Origin of the sequence: Klebsiella michiganensis (assembly GCF_002925905.1) — a bacterium.
GTDB lineage: Bacteria > Pseudomonadota > Gammaproteobacteria > Enterobacterales > Enterobacteriaceae > Klebsiella > Klebsiella michiganensis.
This window is the reverse complement of the sequence record NZ_PRDB01000001.1, coordinates 272,865-292,573: the sequence shown is the minus strand read 5'-3', so window position 1 is coordinate 292,573 and position 19,709 is coordinate 272,865. Positions and strand designations below refer to the sequence as shown.

The following is a 19,709-nucleotide window of genomic DNA, read 5'->3' as shown; positions in this document are numbered from 1 at the left end:
ATATGCAGGGCAAGGTCATAACCGGCGTCGTGCTGGCGGGAGGAAGAGGCTCGCGCATGGGAGGAATAGATAAAGGATTACAGCTGCTGAAAGGTAAAGCCCTGTGGCGTCATGTCGCCGATGCGCTGCAGCCGCAGGTTACAAAGCTGGTAATTAGCGCTAACCGCAATCTTGATTGCTGGCGAAGCAGCGGCTACCCGATTATTACCGACTCTCTGAACGACTTTCCCGGGCCGTTGGCCGGCATGCTTTCCGTAATGCATCAGGTTGAGGGCGAGTGGTTTCTGTTTTGTCCCTGTGATACGCCATTTATCCCATCATTTCTGGCGACGCGCTTAACACAGCAGAGAAAATCCTCTCCAGCCGTTTGGGTACACGATGGTGAACGTGACCATCCGGCCATTGCTCTGGTGAATCGCGAGGCGATCGGCGAACTGGAAACGTATCTGGCGGCAGGAGAAAGACGGGTAATGGTATTTCTGCGCAAAATTGGCGGTCATAGCGTCGATTTTAGCGATGTAAAATCAGCATTTATTAACGTCAATACTCTCGACGATTTGCAACGTATGCAGGTGCCATCATGATCCCGCTTTTAGCCATCGCAGCCTGGAGCGGTACAGGTAAAACCACCCTACTGAAGTCGCTGATTCCGGCACTGCGCGCGGAAGGCTTACGGCCAGGGCTAATTAAACATACTCATCACGATATGGACGTGGATAAGCCCGGTAAAGACAGCTATGAACTGCGTAAAGCCGGAGCGGCTCAGACGATTGTCGCCAGCTCCCAGCGTTGGGCATTAATGACGGAAACACCCGAAGAGCCTCCGCTGGATCTGGAATGGTTGGTTAGCCGAATGGATGCATCAACGTTAGATTTAGTCCTGGTTGAGGGTTTTAAGCATGAAGCTGTGCCCAAAATCCTGCTTTTTCGGCAAAACAGCGGACATAGTATTGAAGAATTAGCTTATGACGATGATGTGATTGCCATAGCCAGCGATACGCCGGTCGAGACGTCGCTTCCATTGTTAGATTTAAATGATGTCCCGCAAATAGCCGCTTTTATTATGCAGTGGTTAACGGGGTTTAACGAGGACCGATAGTTATTGCAGAGATATAGCCATGATCGCGCCTTCTGAAGGCATCTGCTGATAGTTTCAGGCGACAAAAACGCAAAAAGCCCATCCGTCAGGATGGGCTCTTCACTTGTTTGATGCCTGGCAGTTCCCTACTCTCACATGGGGAGACCCCACACTACCATCGGCGCTACGGCGTTTCACTTCTGAGTTCGGCATGGGGTCAGGTGGGACCACCGCGCTGTCGCCGCCAGGCAAATTCTGTTTAATCTGTATCAAGCTGTATTGAAAATCTCTCAAATCGCCAAAACATCTTCGGCGTTGTAAGGTTAAGCCTCACGGTTCATTAGTACCGGTTAGCTCAACGCATCGCTGCGCTTACACACCCGGCCTATCAACGTCGTCGTCTTCAACGTTCCTTCAGGACCCTTAAAGGGTCAGGGAGAACTCATCTCGGGGCAAGTTTCGTGCTTAGATGCTTTCAGCACTTATCTCTTCCGCATTTAGCTACCGGGCAATGCCATTGGCATGACAACCCGAACACCAGTGATGCGTCCACTCCGGTCCTCTCGTACTAGGAGCAGCCCCCCTCAATTCTCCAGCGCCCACGGCAGATAGGGACCGAACTGTCTCACGACGTTCTAAACCCAGCTCGCGTACCACTTTAAATGGCGAACAGCCATACCCTTGGGACCTACTTCAGCCCCAGGATGTGATGAGCCGACATCGAGGTGCCAAACACCGCCGTCGATATGAACTCTTGGGCGGTATCAGCCTGTTATCCCCGGAGTACCTTTTATCCGTTGAGCGATGGCCCTTCCATTCAGAACCACCGGATCACTATGACCTGCTTTCGCACCTGCTCGCGCCGTCACGCTCGCAGTCAAGCCAGCTTATGCCATTGCACTAACCTCCTGATGTCCGACCAGGATTAGCTGACCTTCGTGCTCCTCCGTTACTCTTTAGGAGGAGACCGCCCCAGTCAAACTACCCACCAGACACTGTCCGCAACCCCGATCAGGGGCCCACGTTAGAACACCAGCCATTAAAGGGTGGTATTTCAAGGATGGCTCCATGCAGACTGGCGTCCACACTTCAAAGCCTCCCACCTATCCTACACATCAAGGACCAGTGTTCAGTGTCAAGCTATAGTAAAGGTTCACGGGGTCTTTCCGTCTTGCCGCGGGTACACTGCATCTTCACAGCGAGTTCAATTTCACTGAGTCTCGGGTGGAGACAGCCTGGCCATCATTACGCCATTCGTGCAGGTCGGAACTTACCCGACAAGGAATTTCGCTACCTTAGGACCGTTATAGTTACGGCCGCCGTTTACCGGGGCTTCGATCAAGAGCTTCTCCTTACGGATAACCCCATCAATTAACCTTCCGGCACCGGGCAGGCGTCACACCGTATACGTCCACTTTCGTGTTTGCACAGTGCTGTGTTTTTAATAAACAGTTGCAGCCAGCTGGTATCTTCGACTGATTTCAGCTCCATGAGCAAGTCACTTCACCTACCATCAGCGTGCCTTCTCCCGAAGTTACGGCACCATTTTGCCTAGTTCCTTCACCCGAGTTCTCTCAAGCGCCTTGGTATTCTCTACCTGACCACCTGTGTCGGTTTGGGGTACGATTTGATGTTACCTGATGCTTAGAGGCTTTTCCTGGAAGCAGGGCATTTGTCACTTCAGCACCGTAGTGCCTCGTCATCACACCTCAGCGTTAGTAACGTTCCGGATTTACCTGGAACATCCGCCTACATGCTTAAACCGGGACAACCGTCGCCCGGCCAACATAGCCTTCTCCGTCCCCCCTTCGCAGTAACACCGAGTACAGGAATATTAACCTGTTTCCCATCGACTACGCCTTTCGGCCTCGCCTTAGGGGTCGACTCACCCTGCCCCGATTAACGTTGGACAGGAACCCTTGGTCTTCCGGCGTGCGGGTTTTTCACCCGCATTATCGTTACTTATGTCAGCATTCGCACTTCTGATACCTCCAGCAACCCTCACAGGCCACCTTCAACGGCTTACAGAACGCTCCCCTACCCAACAACACATAGTGTCGCTGCCGCAGCTTCGGTGCATGGTTTAGCCCCGTTACATCTTCCGCGCAGGCCGACTCGACCAGTGAGCTATTACGCTTTCTTTAAATGATGGCTGCTTCTAAGCCAACATCCTGGCTGTCTGGGCCTTCCCACATCGTTTCCCACTTAACCATGACTTTGGGACCTTAGCTGGCGGTCTGGGTTGTTTCCCTCTTCACGACGGACGTTAGCACCCGCCGTGTGTCTCCCGTGATAACATTCTTCGGTATTCGTAGTTTGCATCGGGTTGGTAAGTCGGGATGACCCCCTAGCCGAAACAGTGCTCTACCCCGAAGATGAGTTCACGAGGCGCTACCTAAATAGCTTTCGGGGAGAACCAGCTATCTCCCGGTTTGATTGGCCTTTCACCCCCAGCCACAAGTCATCCGCTAATTTTTCAACATTAGTCGGTTCGGTCCTCCAGTTAGTGTTACCCAACCTTCAACCTGCCCATGGCTAGATCACCGGGTTTCGGGTCTATACCCTGCAACTTAACGCCCAGTTAAGACTCGGTTTCCCTGCGGCTCCCCTATACGGTTAACCTTGCTACAGAATATAAGTCGCTGACCCATTATACAAAAGGTACGCAGTCACCCAACAAGTGGGCTCCTACTGCTTGTACGTACACGGTTTCAGGTTCTTTTTCACTCCCCTCGCCGGGGTTCTTTTCGCCTTTCCCTCACGGTACTGGTTCACTATCGGTCAGTCAGGAGTATTTAGCCTTGGAGGATGGTCCCCCCATATTCAGACAGGATACCACGTGTCCCGCCCTACTCTTCGAGTTCACAACCTGTGTGTTTTAGTGTACGGGAGTATCACCCTGTACCCTGCGACTTTCCAGACGCTTCCACTAACACACAAGCTGATTCAGACTCCGGGCTGCTCCCCGTTCGCTCGCCGCTACTGGGGGAATCTCGGTTGATTTCTTTTCCTCGGGGTACTTAGATGTTTCAGTTCCCCCGGTTCGCCTCGTTTGACTATGTATTCATCAAACGATAGTGCAACGAATTGCACTGGGTTTCCCCATTCGGACATCGCCGGCTGTAGCGGTTCATATCACCTTACCGACGCTTTTCGCAGATTAGCACGTCCTTCATCGCCTCTGACTGCCAGGGCATCCACCGTGTACGCTTAGTCGCTTAACCTCACAACCCGAAGATGTTTCGTAAAACATCGTCGTGTCGCGAAAATTTGAGAGACTCGAACACACTTGAACAGTGTGTCGTTTCAATTTTCAGCTTGATCCAGATTTTTAAAGAGCAAAATTTCACAATGCACTTCACAGTACATTTTGAAATTCATCATTCATCAGACAATCTGTGTGGACACTACAAAGGCAGGTTCTTTAAGGTAAGGAGGTGATCCAACCGCAGGTTCCCCTACGGTTACCTTGTTACGACTTCACCCCAGTCATGAATCACAAAGTGGTAAGCGCCCTCCCGAAGGTTAAGCTACCTACTTCTTTTGCAACCCACTCCCATGGTGTGACGGGCGGTGTGTACAAGGCCCGGGAACGTATTCACCGTGGCATTCTGATCCACGATTACTAGCGATTCCGACTTCATGGAGTCGAGTTGCAGACTCCAATCCGGACTACGACATACTTTATGAGGTCCGCTTGCTCTCGCGAGGTCGCTTCTCTTTGTATATGCCATTGTAGCACGTGTGTAGCCCTACTCGTAAGGGCCATGATGACTTGACGTCATCCCCACCTTCCTCCAGTTTATCACTGGCAGTCTCCTTTGAGTTCCCGACCGAATCGCTGGCAACAAAGGATAAGGGTTGCGCTCGTTGCGGGACTTAACCCAACATTTCACAACACGAGCTGACGACAGCCATGCAGCACCTGTCTCAGAGTTCCCGAAGGCACCAAAGCATCTCTGCTAAGTTCTCTGGATGTCAAGAGTAGGTAAGGTTCTTCGCGTTGCATCGAATTAAACCACATGCTCCACCGCTTGTGCGGGCCCCCGTCAATTCATTTGAGTTTTAACCTTGCGGCCGTACTCCCCAGGCGGTCGACTTAACGCGTTAGCTCCGGAAGCCACTCCTCAAGGGAACAACCTCCAAGTCGACATCGTTTACAGCGTGGACTACCAGGGTATCTAATCCTGTTTGCTCCCCACGCTTTCGCACCTGAGCGTCAGTCTTTGTCCAGGGGGCCGCCTTCGCCACCGGTATTCCTCCAGATCTCTACGCATTTCACCGCTACACCTGGAATTCTACCCCCCTCTACAAGACTCCAGCCTGCCAGTTTCGAATGCAGTTCCCAGGTTGAGCCCGGGGATTTCACATCCGACTTGACAGACCGCCTGCGTGCGCTTTACGCCCAGTAATTCCGATTAACGCTTGCACCCTCCGTATTACCGCGGCTGCTGGCACGGAGTTAGCCGGTGCTTCTTCTGCGGGTAACGTCAATCGACAAGGTTATTAACCTTATCGCCTTCCTCCCCGCTGAAAGTACTTTACAACCCGAAGGCCTTCTTCATACACGCGGCATGGCTGCATCAGGCTTGCGCCCATTGTGCAATATTCCCCACTGCTGCCTCCCGTAGGAGTCTGGACCGTGTCTCAGTTCCAGTGTGGCTGGTCATCCTCTCAGACCAGCTAGGGATCGTCGCCTAGGTGAGCCGTTACCCCACCTACTAGCTAATCCCATCTGGGCACATCTGATGGCAAGAGGCCCGAAGGTCCCCCTCTTTGGTCTTGCGACGTTATGCGGTATTAGCTATCGTTTCCAGTAGTTATCCCCCTCCATCAGGCAGTTTCCCAGACATTACTCACCCGTCCGCCACTCGTCACCCGAGAGCAAGCTCTCTGTGCTACCGTTCGACTTGCATGTGTTAGGCCTGCCGCCAGCGTTCAATCTGAGCCATGATCAAACTCTTCAATTTAAGTTTGATGCTCGTGAATTAAACTTCGTAATGAATTACGTGTTCACTCAGAGACTTGGTATTCATTTTTCGTCTTGCGACGTTAAGAATCCATGTCACTTTGAGTGCCCACACAGATTGTCTGATAAATTGTTAAAGAGCAGTGCAACGCGGCTTTCGCTCACCGTTGCGAGGTGGCGTATATTACGCTTTCCTCATTCAGAGTCAAGCGTTTAATTCCGCTTTTCTCTGCCGGTATTCATCGCTGAATCCCGCTGACCCGGCGGGCTGTAAGCCGTTGTTCCGTGTCAGTGGGAGCGCATTATAGGGAGTAATTCCGAAGTGACAAGGGCTAAATGCAAAAAACTTTTTAACCGCCTCTTTTTTCATCATTACGGCGCGTAATGTAGCAAAAAACCGGCGTTTTGCCGTTTTAACCAACGAAGTAAGCCGCCAGATGGCATACTGGTAAGGTAAAAAAGAGAAAGGAACGGCACGTATGTCTTTAAGCGCACAGCAGTTGGCGGCACAAAAGAATATCTCCTGGGTATTAGCGGAGAAGCTGGCTCAAAAAATTTTGACCGGTGAATATCAGCCAGAAAGTATCCTTCCAGGCGAGATGGAACTGGGCGAGCAGTTTGGCGTGAGCCGCACCGCCGTGCGTGAAGCGGTGAAGACGCTAGCGGCAAAAGGCATGCTTTTACCACGACCGCGCATCGGAACGCGGGTGATGCCACGCAGCAGCTGGAACTTTCTCGATAAAGAACTCCTGGCCTGGTGGTTAACAGAAGATAACTTCTCCGATGTTGTCAGCCATTTCCTCGTGATGCGCGGCAGTCTGGAACCTCAAGCCTGTTTTCTGGCGTCAACCTCAGGGACGCCGGAGCAAAAAGCCCAGCTCAACGCTTTGATGGAGGAGATGGTTGAGCTGAAGAGGAACTTTCAGCGCGAACGCTGGATTGAAGTCGATATGGCCTGGCATGAACATATATATGAAATGAGCGGCAACCCTTTCCTGATCTCTTTCGCTTCTTTATTTCATTCTGTCTATCACACCTACTTCACGTCGATTACGCAGAATGAAGTGGTGAAACTGGATCTGCACCAGGCAATCGTTGATGCCATTCTGGATAGCGACGGTTTGCGGGCGCTGAGCGCCTGCCAGGCGTTGTTGAGCGCTCCCAACCATTCCGACAAATAGCAAGGGTATCGAATGACCAAAAAGAAAGCCCGCAGTATGGCCGGGCTGCCATGGATCGCAGCGATGGCTTTTTTTATGCAGGCGCTCGACGCCACCATTCTGAATACAGCCCTTCCCGCTATCGCTCATAGCCTCAACCGTTCACCGCTAGCGATGCAGTCGGCCATTATCAGCTATACGCTGACGGTGGCCATGCTTATCCCGGTCAGCGGTTGGCTGGCCGACCGCTTCGGCACGCGAAAAGTGTTTATCATCGCCGTCAGCCTGTTTACCCTCGGTTCCCTGGCCTGCGCGCTTTCCAACTCCCTGATGGAACTGGTTATCTTCCGCGTCATTCAGGGCATCGGCGGGGCCATGATGATGCCGGTAGCCAGGCTGGCGCTACTGCGCGCCTATCCGCGCAGCGAACTGCTGCCGGTGCTCAACTTCGTCACGATGCCTGGACTGGTCGGCCCTATCCTCGGTCCCGTGCTCGGCGGAGTACTGGTGACCTGGGCCAGCTGGCACTGGATTTTCTTGATTAATATTCCCATCGGTATTATCGGGATCGTGTATGCCCGCAAGTATATGCCGGATTTCACCACGCCACGGCGCCGCTTCGACACGCTCGGTTTTATCCTGTTTGGCCTGAGCCTGGTTCTGTTTTCCAGCGGAATTGAGCTGTTTGGCGAGAAAATTGTCGCCACATGGATGGCTCTGGCGGTTATCGCCCTGAGCATCGTTTTACTGTGGGCCTATATTCGTCACGCTCGCCGCCATCCCACGCCGCTCATTTCGCTTTCTTTATTTAAGACGCATACTTTCTCTGTCGGGATTGCGGGCAACCTGGCCACGCGCCTGGGTACCGGTTGCGTTCCGTTCCTGATGCCGCTGATGTTACAGGTTGGCTTCGGTTATCCGGCGATTATTGCTGGCTGCATGATAGCGCCTACGGCTATCGGTTCGATTATTGCGAAATCAACCGTCACCCAGATTCTTCGCTGGTTTGGTTACCGTAAAACGCTGGTTGGGGTCACGATATTTATTGGCCTGATGATCGCTCAGTTTTCGCTGCAATCGCCGGATATGTCGATCTGGATGCTGCTGCTGCCGCTCTTCATTCTGGGAATGGCAATGTCCACCCAGTTCACCTCCATGAACACCATCACGCTCGCCGATTTAACCGATGAAAACGCCAGCAGCGGCAACAGCATGTTGGCCGTGACGCAGCAGCTATCGATCAGTCTCGGGGTCGCCGTTAGCGCGGCGGTGCTGCGGTTTTATGAAGGATTCGATAGCGCAAATACCATCGAGCAGTTTCACTACACCTTTATTACCATGGGGGTTATCACCGTGGTATCGGCGCTGGTATTTACCTTATTAAGAGCAAAAGATGGCCGCAACCTGATTAAGGAGCGGCACAAGCGTTAGGCTGAGCCGCGAACCACCAGCTCGGGGGTTAACTGTACGCGCTGCTGTTTTTGTCCCGGGTCAGCCATACGGTGAATCAGCACATCGATGGCCAGCTCGCCCAGTTCATCTTTCGGTTGATGAATTGTGGTTAACGGCGGCGTCATATAGCGCGCCAGTTCAATGTCGTCATAGCCTACCAGCGCCATATCCTGTGGGATACGCAGACCGCTCTGATAAAGGGCCTGATAGGCGCCTACCGCCATCGCATCGTTACCGATAAACACCGCCTGCGGCAGCGCTGGCAGCATCAGCAGCTTCTGCATGGCGCTGAAACCGCCGCCAAACTCAAAATCGCTGCTAATCACATATCCTTCAGGTACCGTGAGTCCGGCTCGGGCCATCGCTTCCTGATATCCCTCCAGGCGCAGTCGAGCAGGAGTTTTATCCAGCGGACCCGCAATACAGGCAATCCGCGTATAGCCCTGGTCGATCAGATACTGCGTCGCCATATCGCCGCCCAGTAGAGAGTTATCCTGAATCAGATCGCTATCGCCGTCGAACGGCGCCCAGTCCATCATCACCGTCGGTACAGAAGGGTAGCGCTGCATAATCTCCGGCGAAGGTTGATGCGTTTCAGTGCACAGCAGCAGTAAACCATCGACGCGCTTTTGCATCAGCGTCTCCAGATTACGGTTCATCCGCTGTTCATCGCCTTCGGTATTACATAGCACAAGGCTATAACCCCGTTCAAAGCAGCTGCGCTCCACGCCGCGCACCAGCTCCGAGTAAAACGGATTGGTACTGGCGGTAATGAGCATGCCTATGGTGCGGGTTTGATTTAATTTGAGGCTGCGCGCCAGCGCGGACGGTGCATAGTTCAGGCTCTTAATCGCGGCGTCGACTTTAGCGGTAATAGCTTCGCTAACGAAACGATCTTTGTTGATGACATGAGAAACCGTCGAAGTGGAAACGCCCGCAATGCGGGCTACATCCTTCATGGTAGCCAATCGTTACCCCTGTTGACGTAAAAATTCGTCTATTTCTTTTCGCCAGGGCACGGAGGGCTGAGCCCCTTTGCGGGTGACGGCGATAGCGGCGGCGGCATGGGCAAAACGAATCGCCTGCGCCAGTTCGCTACCTTCAAGCAGCGCGGTGACCAGCGCACCATTAAAGGTATCGCCAGCGGCGATGGTATCAACCGCCTGCACTTTAAAACCGGGAACCCGACGACCTTCACCTTCGCTGCTGGCCCATACGCCACGGCTGCCAAGCGTAATGATCACCGTACCAATACCTTTATCATGGAGCACTTTGGCGGCTTTTGCCGCATCATCGTCGCTTTCTACGCGAACGCCGGTGAGCTTTTCCGCTTCGGTCTCGTTAGGGGTAATGATATCCACCAGTGTGAGCAGTTCATCGGGCAATTCACGTGCCGGCGCCGGATTGAGGATAACTGAGGTTTGATTCTGGTGAGCGATTTTCGCCGCGGCCAGTACGCTTTCCAGCGGCGATTCCAGCTGCATCAGCAGCGCCTGCGCGCCGGCAATACGCTCTTTTTCCGCATCAACCTGAGCCACGCTGAGCGCGGCGTTAGCGCCAGCATGAATACCGATAGTATTCTCACCTTCAGCGTTAACAAAAATCAGCGCCACGCCGGTTGATTCTCCGGCAACGGCCCTGACCGGCGCGACGTCGATATTATCGCTTTCCAGCTGACGACGAACGCGTTCGCCAATATCGTCATCGCCGGTACAGGCGATAAAGGCGATATTAGCTCCGCTGCGTCCGGCAGCAACCGCCTGGTTTGCGCCCTTACCGCCAAAAGCGACCTGATAGTGATGACCGGTAACGGTTTCACCCGGCGTTGGGAAGGCGTCAAGATTCAGGATGTGATCGGCGTTGATACTGCCAAGGACGACAAGTTTGCCTGCGGTTTTCATAATCAATATTCCCGGAAAGCGCGCCACCGGAATCCGGTGGCGCATGCCCTGCTTTTCTTTATTATGTTGTCCCTCGGACCGTCACCGATCCGAATCGCACATTATTGCTTAATGACCAGTTTCAACTCAACCGGATAGCTGGTTTCCACTTTTTCGCCCTTCAGCACTTTATCGGCTGTCTCAACGCCTTTCACGCCGATCTGCTCCGGTAACTGGGCGATGGTCGCTGCCAGTTTGCCACTATTTACCGCTTTTTCGCCATCCGGAGTGCCGTCAAATCCAACAACCATCACATCAGATTTGCCTGCCGTTTGCAGGGCACGCAGCGCGCCCAGCGCCATTTCATCGTTTTGGGCGAATACGGCCTGTACATCAGGATGCGCCGTCAGCAGGTTCTGCATGACGTTCAGGCCCTTGGTACGGTCAAAATCTGCCGGCTGGCTGGCCAGAACGTTAAACTTATGCGCAGCAACGGCCTGCTGGAAACCTTCGCCACGCTCGCGCGCCGCGGACGTCCCGGCAATGCCCTGTAGTTCAATGATCTTCGCGCTTTCACCGACTTTCTTCGCGATATAGTCACCGGCCATCTTACCGCCCAGCACGTTATCAGACGCGATATGGCTCACCACGTCGCCTTTTGACGCCTGACGGTCGAGGGTGATAACCGGAATTTTAGCCTGGTTAGCCAGCTTCACGGCGTTACCCACCGCATCGGAATCCGTTGGGTTGATCAGCAGCAGTTTGGTACCACGAACGGTTAAATCCTGCACGTTAGCCAGCTCTTTGGCCGGGTTATTCTGAGAGTCCAGAACCACCAGGTTATAGCCCAGTTTGTCCGCTTCTTTTTGCGCGCCATCCTTCAGCGAGACAAAGAACGGGTTGTTAAGGGTTGAGATAACCAGAGCGATAGTGTCTTTCGCCATCGCGTTTGCGCTTACGGTCGCACTTAACGCTACAGCAGAGACCAGGGTCGCCAGTTTTTTCATATTCATAGTTAAGATGTCCTGTAGAGTTATCAGTTACTGCTTCTTGTTATCTACCAGTACCGCCAGCAAAATAACCACCGCTTTCACGATCATCTGGTAATAGGATGAAACGCCTAATAAATTCAGTCCGTTGTTCAGAAATCCAAGAATCAACGCGCCAATCAGCGTCCCGACAATACGGCCTTTACCGCCCGCAAGGCTGGTACCGCCGAGCACCACCGCCGCAATCGCATCCAGTTCATATCCGGTGCCCGCCGTCGGCTGCGCGGAAGAGAGACGCGCGACCTCAATAATGCCGGCCAGCGAGGCCAGCATGCCGCACAAAGAATAGACGATGATTTTAACTTTATTCACGCTGATGCCGGAAAGACGCGTTGCCGCTTCGTTGCCGCCGAGCGCGTAGATATAACGACCCAGGCGGGTATGGTGCAGCATGTACCAGGCGGCCAGGAAGACGATCGCCATAATCCACACCGGCGTTGGGATCCCCAGCGGACGGCCAATCCCGAACCAGCCAAACAGATCGGCGTTGTCGGTAAAGCCGGTGTTTACCGGGCTGCCGTTGGTATACACCATCGTCACGCCGCGCAGCAGCAGCATCATGACCAGCGTGGCGATAAATGCCTGTACGCGCCCTTTCGCCACGATCACGCCGGTCACGGCGCCAATTGCCGCACCTAACGCCAGCGCAGCGGCCACCGCCACCAGCGCGTTGACCTCAATCCCGACAATGGAAGCCGCCACCGCGCCGGTCAGCGCCAGCAGGGAACCGACGGACAGGTCGATGCCCGAAGTCAGGATAACCAGCGTCATCCCGACCGCCATAATGGCGTTAACTGAAGTCTGCTGCAGAATATTGAACAGGTTATTCACGGTAAAAAAGTTGGGGCTCATGGTCGAGACAATCGCAATCAGCACCAGCAGGGCAATCAGCGATTTTTGCTCCATCAGCCACGCTTTTGTGAAGTAGCGACGACCAGAAACAGCCGGGTTATTCATCTTTTTTACTCCTGATTCACACGGTTAAGCTTGCCCACAGCGGCAGCCATCAATACTTCCTGGGTGGCCTGCTCGCGTGTGAATTCACCGCCGAGGTGCCCTTCATGCATCACCATGATGCGATCGCTCATGCCCAGCACTTCCGGCATCTCCGAAGAGACCAGAATGATGCTCAGGCCTTCGGCTTTAAACTGGTTAATCAGCTGGTAGATCTCTTTCTTCGCCCCGACGTCGACGCCGCGGGTCGGTTCATCAAGGATCAGCACCTTCGGACGGGTCATCAAGCCGCGGGCAATCGCTACCTTCTGCTGGTTACCGCCCGATAGCAGCCCAATAGCCTGCTCCATCGACGGCGTTTTCACATTAAACAGGCGGATAAAATCTCCTACCGCCTGCTGTTCATCTTTATGCTTCAGGCTACCGCCGCCGCGGCTGAAGTAACGCAGCGCGGTGAGCGACATATTCTCTTTAACCGACATGCCGAGCACTAAACCATCGCGCTTGCGGTCTTCGGAGATATAAACAATGCCGTTGGCCAGGCCATCCTGCGGAGAACGCGTAATGACCTCATGCCCATCCAGGGTAACCGATCCGCTGCTGCGCGGCAGCGCACCGTAGAGCACCTTCATCAGTTCGGTTCGTCCGGCGCCCATCAGCCCGGCAACGCCGAGGATCTCGCCCTGACGCAGAATAAAGGAGACGTTCTCCACCCCTGAGCCGCACAAGTTGTCTACCTTAAGGCGAACCGCGCCCGGGGCTTTGTCCAGATGCGGATACTGATCCTCCAGCTTGCGGCCGACCATCATCTCAATCAGCAGATCTTCATCCAGGCTGGCCACTTCGCGCTCGGCGATAAACTGCCCATCGCGGAAGACCGTGACGTCATCGCAAATTTCGAAGATCTCTTTCATACGGTGAGAGATATAGACAATACCGCGCCCCTGCGATTTCAGTTCGCGGATCACGCGGAACAGGGATTCGGTCTCGGTGTCGGTTAGCGCGTCGGTGGGCTCATCCATAATGATGAACTTCGACTCAAAGCTCAGCACTTTAGCGATCTCGACCATCTGCTGATCGCCGATCGACAAATCGCCCACCAGCTTTTGGCTGTTGAAGCGTAAGTTCAGCTTTGCCAATAGCTTGTCAGCTTCGGCATACATCGTTTTCCAGTCAATTTTGCCAAAGCGATTCACAAACTCACGACCGAGGAAAATATTCTCGGCGATCGTCAGTTGGGGGATCAGGTTGAGTTCCTGGTGAATGATGCCGATTCCGGCTTCCTGAGAAGATTTAGGTCCGTTGAAGGTGGTCTCTTTCCCCAACCACAGCAGCGAACCGGCATCGCGGGAGTAGATACCGGTCAGCACCTTCATCATGGTGGACTTGCCGGCACCGTTCTCCCCGACCAGCGCCATCACGCGGCCTGGATAGACATTTAGCGAGGCGCCGGAGAGCGCCTTGACGCCAGGGAACGCTTTATCGATCCCTTTTAGTTGCAATAAGGCTTCCATATCGGCGACCTCAGAACGTCACGCCGGCACAGAGAATAACGTTCGCATACGGGGAACACTCCCCGCTGCGAATCACCGCCTGACTGTCTGCGGTTTCTTTTTTAAACTGCTCATGACTGGTGTAACGAATTTCAATGGTGTTTCCCTGGTGCTGCTGCAGCTGCTCAAGGTGAGTGAGCAACGTCGCATGGAGCTGCGGATTAAGGGTTTTAATCTCTTCCGCCAGGATAGCCGCTTCAACCTGCATTTCGCTCGTCACCACCTCCAGAACCTGCATAAAGGAGGGAACCCCGTGGGTTAACGCCATATCAATACGCGCGCTGCTGCGGGGAACCGGTAAACCAGCGTCGCAAACAACCAGCGTATCGGTATGCCCCAGACGGGAGATGACCGACGAGATATCAGCATTGAGGACGGTACCTTTTTTCATTTTCTCTTTTGCTCCATTAGCGAAACGTTTCGCTGGTATAAGTATTAGCAATAAGAGAACAGAAAACCATCACCAGATGTGAGAATTGTGATCGTCATCGAAACGTTTCGCAACGCAGCAGCGAGATAAGTCTGAAGCGAGCAGATAAAACAAAAAAGCCCTTCATCAAGAAGGGCCTTAGCGAATCAGATCTCAACCTGGGTGCCGAGTTCAATAACCCGGTTAGGCGGGATTTCGAACTGGTCCGGCGCCCGCAGGGCGTTGCGCTGCAGCAGCAGATACAGCTTGCCGCGCAGGCGCAGATACCACGGCCGCTTGCCGATGATCAACGACTCATGCGACATAAAGAAGGAGGTCTCCATCATCCGGCAGCTCAGGCCTTCCAGCCCGCAGCGGTGGAAAACCTCTTCGACGTTCGGCGTTTCGCGCCAGCCGTAGCTGGCAACGACGCGCCAGAACGACGGCGATATCTGTTCAATCTGCACGCGACGAACGTTATGTACGTACGGCGCGTCTTCGGTACGCAGCGTGAGCAAAATCACCCGCTCGTGCAGCACCTTGTTATGCTTCAGGTTGTGCAACAGCGCGAAAGGAATCACGTTCAGCGCACGGGACATATAAACAGCGGTACCCGGCACGCGAACCGGCGGCGATTTTTCAAGAGAAGAGATCATCGCCTCCAGAGAATTACCGTGCTCATGCATCCGACGCAGAAGGCGGAAACGCTCGCTTTTCCAGGTGGTCATGATGGTAAACATCACCAGACCGAGGGTCAGAGGCAGCCAGCCGCCGGAGACGATTTTATCGAGGTTCGCGGAGAAGAGCGGGATATCAATGCACATAAAGGCAACCAGCAGCAGCGCCACAATAAACTTATTCCAGTGCCAGTTTTGCCGCGCCACCGTCGTGAACAGAATGGTGGTCAGCACCATCGTTCCGGTCACCGCAATACCGTATGCCGCCGCCAGATTCGAGGAGTGCTCAAAGTTAACAATCACGATGACCACCGAGATATAGAGCAGCCAGTTGATAAACGGGATGTAAATCTGCCCGGACTCCATTTCCGAGGTGTGAATAATACGCATCGGCGACAGGTACCCCAGACGCACGGCCTGGCGAGTCAGAGAGAAGACGCCGGAGATAACCGCCTGGGAAGCGATAACCGTCGCCAGGGCGGCAATGATCAGCATTGGGATCAGCGCCCACTCCGGCGCCAGCAGAAAGAACGGGTTTTTAATCGCTTCCGGATGTTTAAGCAGCAGCGCCCCCTGACCAAAGTAGTTCAGTACCAGCGAAGGCAGCACGACCGAAAACCAGGCCAGGCGAATCGGCAATTTGCCGAAATGCCCCATGTCGGCATACAGCGCTTCCACGCCGGTAATCGACAGCACCACCGCCCCCAGCGCCACAAACGAGACGGTTTTATATTCGAGGAAGAAATGAACCGCCCAGTAAGGGTTCAACGCCTGCAGCACTTCAGGGTTAGCGAAAATACTGCGCGCGCCCAGTACCGCCAGCAGCAGGAACCAGATCAGCATAATCGGCGCGAACAGCTTACCCACCATGCTGGTACCGTGCTTTTGAATGGCAAATAGCAGCGTCAGGACAATGATGGATATGGGCACAACCCAGGTATCCAGGTCCGGAGCGATAATTTCCAGACCTTCTATCGCCGACATCACCGAGATGGCAGGGGTAATGACCACCTCGCCATAAAAGAAGCTGCCGCCGATAAGCCCAAGGATCACCAGGATGGACGTGGCGCGCGCGGAGGTGTTTCGCCCCGCCAGCGACATTAACGTCAGGATCCCGCCTTCACCGGCGTTATCTGCCCGCATCACGAAGGTGATGTATTTGAGTGAAACGGTAAGAATTAATAGCCAAAAAATGAGCGACAGGAAGCCAAAAACAGCATCACGCTCAACGCCAAAGCCAAACTGACCTGACAGACATTCACGAAGTGTATACAGTGGACTGGTGCCGATATCGCCGTATACCACGCCGATTGCCGCCAGCGTTATTGCCGGCAGCGATTGCTTATTATCAGTGCTCATAGACTAGTCTTTTCGTTTATAAAACAAATGTGTGCCTAGTCCCTTGGCCCACAAAAAGCGCACAGTATGCACGATTATTTGCTGAATCGTACCCCTAACTGACATCATCTTAACCTGACTCAAAGAAAATAAATCGATTCTTCAGGCTATTACCACCCCTAATCAAACATCTATACTCGACCTAACAACGACATTCTAAAAAGCACGCAACTCTATTATGGCTCAATCACATTTACTGGCAGAAAGAATTTCCCGGCTCAGCGCCGCGCTGGAAAAAGGACTCTTCGAACGCAGCCACGCAATACGCCTTTGCCTGCTTGCCGCCCTCAGCGGCGAGAGCGTTTTTCTGCTGGGCCCGCCGGGGATCGCCAAAAGCCTGATTGCCCGTCGCCTCAAGTTCGCCTTCCAGCAGGCTCGCGCATTTGAATACCTGATGACTCGTTTCTCCACGCCGGAAGAGGTCTTTGGCCCACTCTCCATTCAGGCGCTGAAAGATGAAGGGCGCTACGAACGTTTGACCGCCGGCTATCTTCCGGAAGCTGAAATTGTTTTTCTCGATGAGATCTGGAAAGCGGGCCCAGCGATTCTCAATACGCTGCTTACGGCGATAAACGAACGCCATTTCCGCAACGGGGCGACCGAAGAGAAGATCCCCATGCGCCTGCTGGTGGCGGCGTCGAACGAGCTCCCGGAGGCAGACAACAGTTTGGAAGCCTTATACGATCGTATGCTTATTCGCCTATGGCTGGATAAGGTACAGGATAAAACGAACTTCCGCTCAATGCTGATAAGCCAGCAGGACGAGAACAGTAATCCTGTCCCGGCGAGTTTGCAGGTCAGCGACGAGGAATTTCTGCAATGGCAGCAGGATATCGGCAGCGTGAAGCTACCGGACAGCGTATTTGAACTGATTTTCCAGCTGCGCCAGCAGCTGGATACGTTGCCAAACGCGCCTTACGTCTCAGATCGTCGCTGGAAAAAAGCCATTCGTCTGCTGCAGGCCAGCGCCTTTTTCAGCGGCCGCGACACCATTGCGCCAATAGACCTGATCCTGCTGAAGGATTGCCTGTGGCACAATATTGAGACGATGAATCTGATGTCCGTGCAGATTGAGACCTTAATGACCAGCCACGCCTGGCAGCAGCAGGCGATGCTCACCCGCCTCGGGTCGATTATTCAACGGCGCATTCAGCTTCAACAGCAGCAAAGCGATAAGACCGCGCTAAAAGTCACCCGTCTCGGCGGGATGTTCAGCCGTAAACCTCATTATGAACTGCCTGCTGAAGTGCAGGCCCCCACGCTAACGCTGCTTCTCCAGCAGCCGCTAAAACTGCACGACCTGGAAGTGATTCATATTACGTTTGTTCGTGAAGAGCTTGCTCACTGGCTGGAGAAAGGGGGTGAGATCCGCGGCAAGCTCAACGGCATTGGTTTTGCCCAGCAGCTGAATATGGATGTCGATACCAGCCAGCATCTGGTCGTGCGCGATGTGAGCCTGCAGGGGTCGCGACTCTCCCTGCCCGGTAGCGAATCACGGGAAAATATGCCGGCAGAAATCAGGCAACAGCTGGAGGCGCTGGACGACGAATGGCATCAGCAACATAACCGCTTCAGCGAACAGCAGAAATGTCTGTTTATTCCCGGCGAGTGGCTGGGGCGCATTGAAGCCAGCCTGCAGGACGTGGGAACGCAGATTAAACAGGCCCGCCAGTCATGACGCTGGACATGCTGAATGTCATGCTGGCAGTCGGCGAAGAGGGCATGATCGATGAGATGCTGCTGGCCCTGCTGGCAGCGCCTCAACTCGCGGTATTCTTTGAAAAATTTCCGCGGCTCAAAAATATTATCGCCGCCGACATTCCTCGCTGGCGGGAAGCGGTCAGATCGCGACTAAAAGAGACCAACGTCCCGCCCGAGCTGGATGCGGAAGTTCAGTGCTATCAGCAATCACAGCGGCTTTCCACCTCGCAGTTTATCGTCCAGCTGCCGCAAATTCTGAGCCAGCTGCATAAGCTGCACTCCCCTTTTGCCAGCCAGGCGCAGCAGCTGGTGGACAACAACAGCACCTTTACGCCGGCGCTGCACACGTTATTCCTTCAGCGCTGGCGTCTGAGCCTGGTGGTGCAGGCAACCTCTCTTAATCAGCAACTGCTGGATGAAGAGCGCGATCAGCTGCTGAGCGAAGTTCAGGAGCGCATGACCCTCAGCGGCCAGCTCGAGCCCGTGCTGGTGGAGAATGATAATGCGGCGGGACACCTGTGGGACATGAGCGCCGGAGAGCTGAAGCGAGGCGATTACCAGCTGATCGTTCGCTACGGGGACTTTTTAAGCCAACAACCTGAACTCATGCAGCTCGCCGAACAGCTGGGGCGCTCGCGTGAAGCGAAAGCGGTGCCGAAAAAAGATGCGCCGATGGAGACCTTCCGCAGCCTGGTGCGCGAACCGGCTACCGTACCGGAGCAGGTCGACGGTCTTCAGCAGAGCGACGATATTCTACGTCTGCTGCCGCCTGAGCTGGCTACCCTCGGCATCACCGAGCTGGAGTTTGAGTTCTACCGCAAGCTGGTTGAAAAGCAGCTGCTGACCTATCGACTACACGGCGATGCGTGGAAGGAAAAGATCACCGAACGGCCGGTAACGCGCCAGGACGTTGATGAACAGCCGCGCGGGCCGTTTATCGTCTGCGTCGATACTTCCGGCTCAATGGGCGGTTTCAATGAACAGTGCGCCAAGGCGTTTTGTCTGGCGCTGATGCGGGTCGCTCTGGCGGATAACCGCCGCTGCTTCATTATGCTGTTTTCCAGCGAAGTGGTGCACTACGAACTCACCGGCCCGCAGGGGCTGGAACAGGCGATTCGTTTCTTGAGCCAGCGCTTTCGCGGCGGCACCGATCTGGCCAGCTGCTTCCGGGCGGTGATTGAGCGTATGCAGAATCCGCAGTGGGTCGATGCTGATGCGGTGGTGATTTCTGATTTTATCGCCCAGCGCTTGCCGGATGAGGTGATCAATAAGGTGGGAGAGCTACAGCATAAACATCAACATCGTTTTCATGCGGTGGCGATGTCGGTACACGGCAAGCCCGGCATTATGCGCGTATTCGATCATATCTGGCGCTTTGATACCGGGTTGCGTAGCCGCCTGCTGAGACGCTGGCGGCGTTAATCACTGA

The 19,709-nt window shown here is 54.1% G+C and carries 13 protein-coding genes and 3 rRNA genes; 6 read left to right on the top strand and 10 right to left on the bottom strand.

Going from position 1 to position 19,709, the window contains the following annotated elements:
• The first annotated feature begins 2 nt into the window (after positions 1-2).
• Together mobA and mobB are read left to right on the top strand one after the other, a co-directional pair.
• Complete coding sequence (gene mobA / locus CDA56_RS01430; protein ID WP_049084533.1) at positions 3-584, top strand: molybdenum cofactor guanylyltransferase MobA; 582 nt, start codon at positions 3-5, stop codon at positions 582-584.
• Positions 581-1,099, top strand: coding sequence for a molybdopterin-guanine dinucleotide biosynthesis protein MobB (gene mobB, locus CDA56_RS01425; protein ID WP_032751769.1), 519 nt, complete (start codon positions 581-583; stop codon positions 1,097-1,099). The genes mobA and mobB overlap by 4 nt, the downstream gene beginning before the upstream one ends.
• 112 nt (positions 1,100-1,211) lie before the next feature.
• Here mobB and rrf read toward each other — a convergent pair.
• The 3 genes from rrf to CDA56_RS01410 form a co-directional block, all read right to left on the bottom strand.
• A 5S ribosomal RNA gene (gene rrf / locus CDA56_RS01420) occupies positions 1,212-1,327 on the bottom strand.
• 70 nt (positions 1,328-1,397) lie between these two features.
• Positions 1,398-4,302: ribosomal RNA gene (locus CDA56_RS01415) — 23S ribosomal RNA — on the bottom strand.
• 206 nt (positions 4,303-4,508) lie between these two features.
• A 16S ribosomal RNA gene (locus CDA56_RS01410) occupies positions 4,509-6,048 on the bottom strand.
• Together the 16S, 23S and 5S rRNA genes form the textbook arrangement of a ribosomal RNA operon.
• 478 nt (positions 6,049-6,526) lie before the next feature.
• Here CDA56_RS01410 and CDA56_RS01405 point away from each other — a divergent pair.
• Positions 6,527-7,228, top strand: coding sequence for a FadR/GntR family transcriptional regulator (locus tag CDA56_RS01405; RefSeq protein WP_004855803.1), 702 nt, complete (start codon positions 6,527-6,529; stop codon positions 7,226-7,228).
• Between the two features lie 12 nt (positions 7,229-7,240).
• Positions 7,241-8,638: a multidrug transporter subunit MdtD gene (gene mdtD / locus CDA56_RS01400; RefSeq protein WP_014227360.1), complete on the top strand. Its 1,398-nt coding sequence runs from the start codon at positions 7,241-7,243 to the stop codon at positions 8,636-8,638.
• On the opposite strand, the gene rbsR is transcribed toward mdtD, so the two are convergent.
• The 7 genes from rbsR to kup all read right to left on the bottom strand — a co-directional run bounded on the left by rbsR (position 8,635) and on the right by kup (position 16,540).
• Entirely contained in the window at positions 8,635-9,627 is a 993-nt protein-coding gene (gene rbsR, locus CDA56_RS01395; RefSeq protein ID WP_014227359.1) for a ribose operon transcriptional repressor RbsR, read from the bottom strand. The genes mdtD and rbsR overlap by 4 nt on opposite strands.
• 3 nt (positions 9,628-9,630) lie before the next feature.
• Positions 9,631-10,563, bottom strand: coding sequence for a ribokinase (rbsK, locus tag CDA56_RS01390; protein WP_161506359.1), 933 nt, complete (start codon positions 10,561-10,563; stop codon positions 9,631-9,633).
• A gap of 98 nt (positions 10,564-10,661) precedes the next feature.
• A complete protein-coding gene (gene rbsB / locus CDA56_RS01385; RefSeq protein WP_004855794.1) occupies positions 10,662-11,552 on the bottom strand; it encodes a ribose ABC transporter substrate-binding protein RbsB in 891 nt (296 codons plus the stop codon).
• Positions 11,553-11,579: 27 nt separating this feature from the next.
• A complete protein-coding gene (gene rbsC, locus CDA56_RS01380) occupies positions 11,580-12,545 on the bottom strand; it encodes a ribose ABC transporter permease (RefSeq protein ID WP_004855792.1) in 966 nt (321 codons plus the stop codon).
• A 5-nt stretch (positions 12,546-12,550) separates the two neighbouring features.
• Complete coding sequence (gene rbsA, locus CDA56_RS01375) at positions 12,551-14,056, bottom strand: ribose ABC transporter ATP-binding protein RbsA (protein WP_104011286.1); 1,506 nt, start codon at positions 14,054-14,056, stop codon at positions 12,551-12,553.
• 10 nt (positions 14,057-14,066) lie between these two features.
• Positions 14,067-14,486, bottom strand: coding sequence for a D-ribose pyranase (rbsD, locus tag CDA56_RS01370; RefSeq protein ID WP_004855789.1), 420 nt, complete (start codon positions 14,484-14,486; stop codon positions 14,067-14,069).
• A gap of 185 nt (positions 14,487-14,671) precedes the next feature.
• Positions 14,672-16,540 carry a low affinity potassium transporter Kup gene (gene kup, locus CDA56_RS01365; RefSeq protein ID WP_014227355.1) on the bottom strand — a complete coding sequence of 623 codons (1,869 nt, stop codon included), beginning with the start codon at positions 16,538-16,540 and terminating at the stop codon, positions 14,672-14,674.
• A gap of 217 nt (positions 16,541-16,757) precedes the next feature.
• On the opposite strand from kup, the gene ravA reads away from it, so the two are divergent.
• On the top strand, positions 16,758-18,257 hold the full coding sequence (gene ravA, locus CDA56_RS01360; protein ID WP_088168017.1) for an ATPase RavA: 1,500 nt from the start codon (positions 16,758-16,760) through the stop codon (positions 18,255-18,257).
• Positions 18,254-19,702: an ATPase RavA stimulator ViaA gene (gene viaA, locus CDA56_RS01355; RefSeq protein ID WP_014839869.1), complete on the top strand. Its 1,449-nt coding sequence runs from the start codon at positions 18,254-18,256 to the stop codon at positions 19,700-19,702. Before ravA ends, viaA begins: the two co-directional genes overlap by 4 nt.
• Positions 19,703-19,709 lie beyond the last annotated feature (7 nt).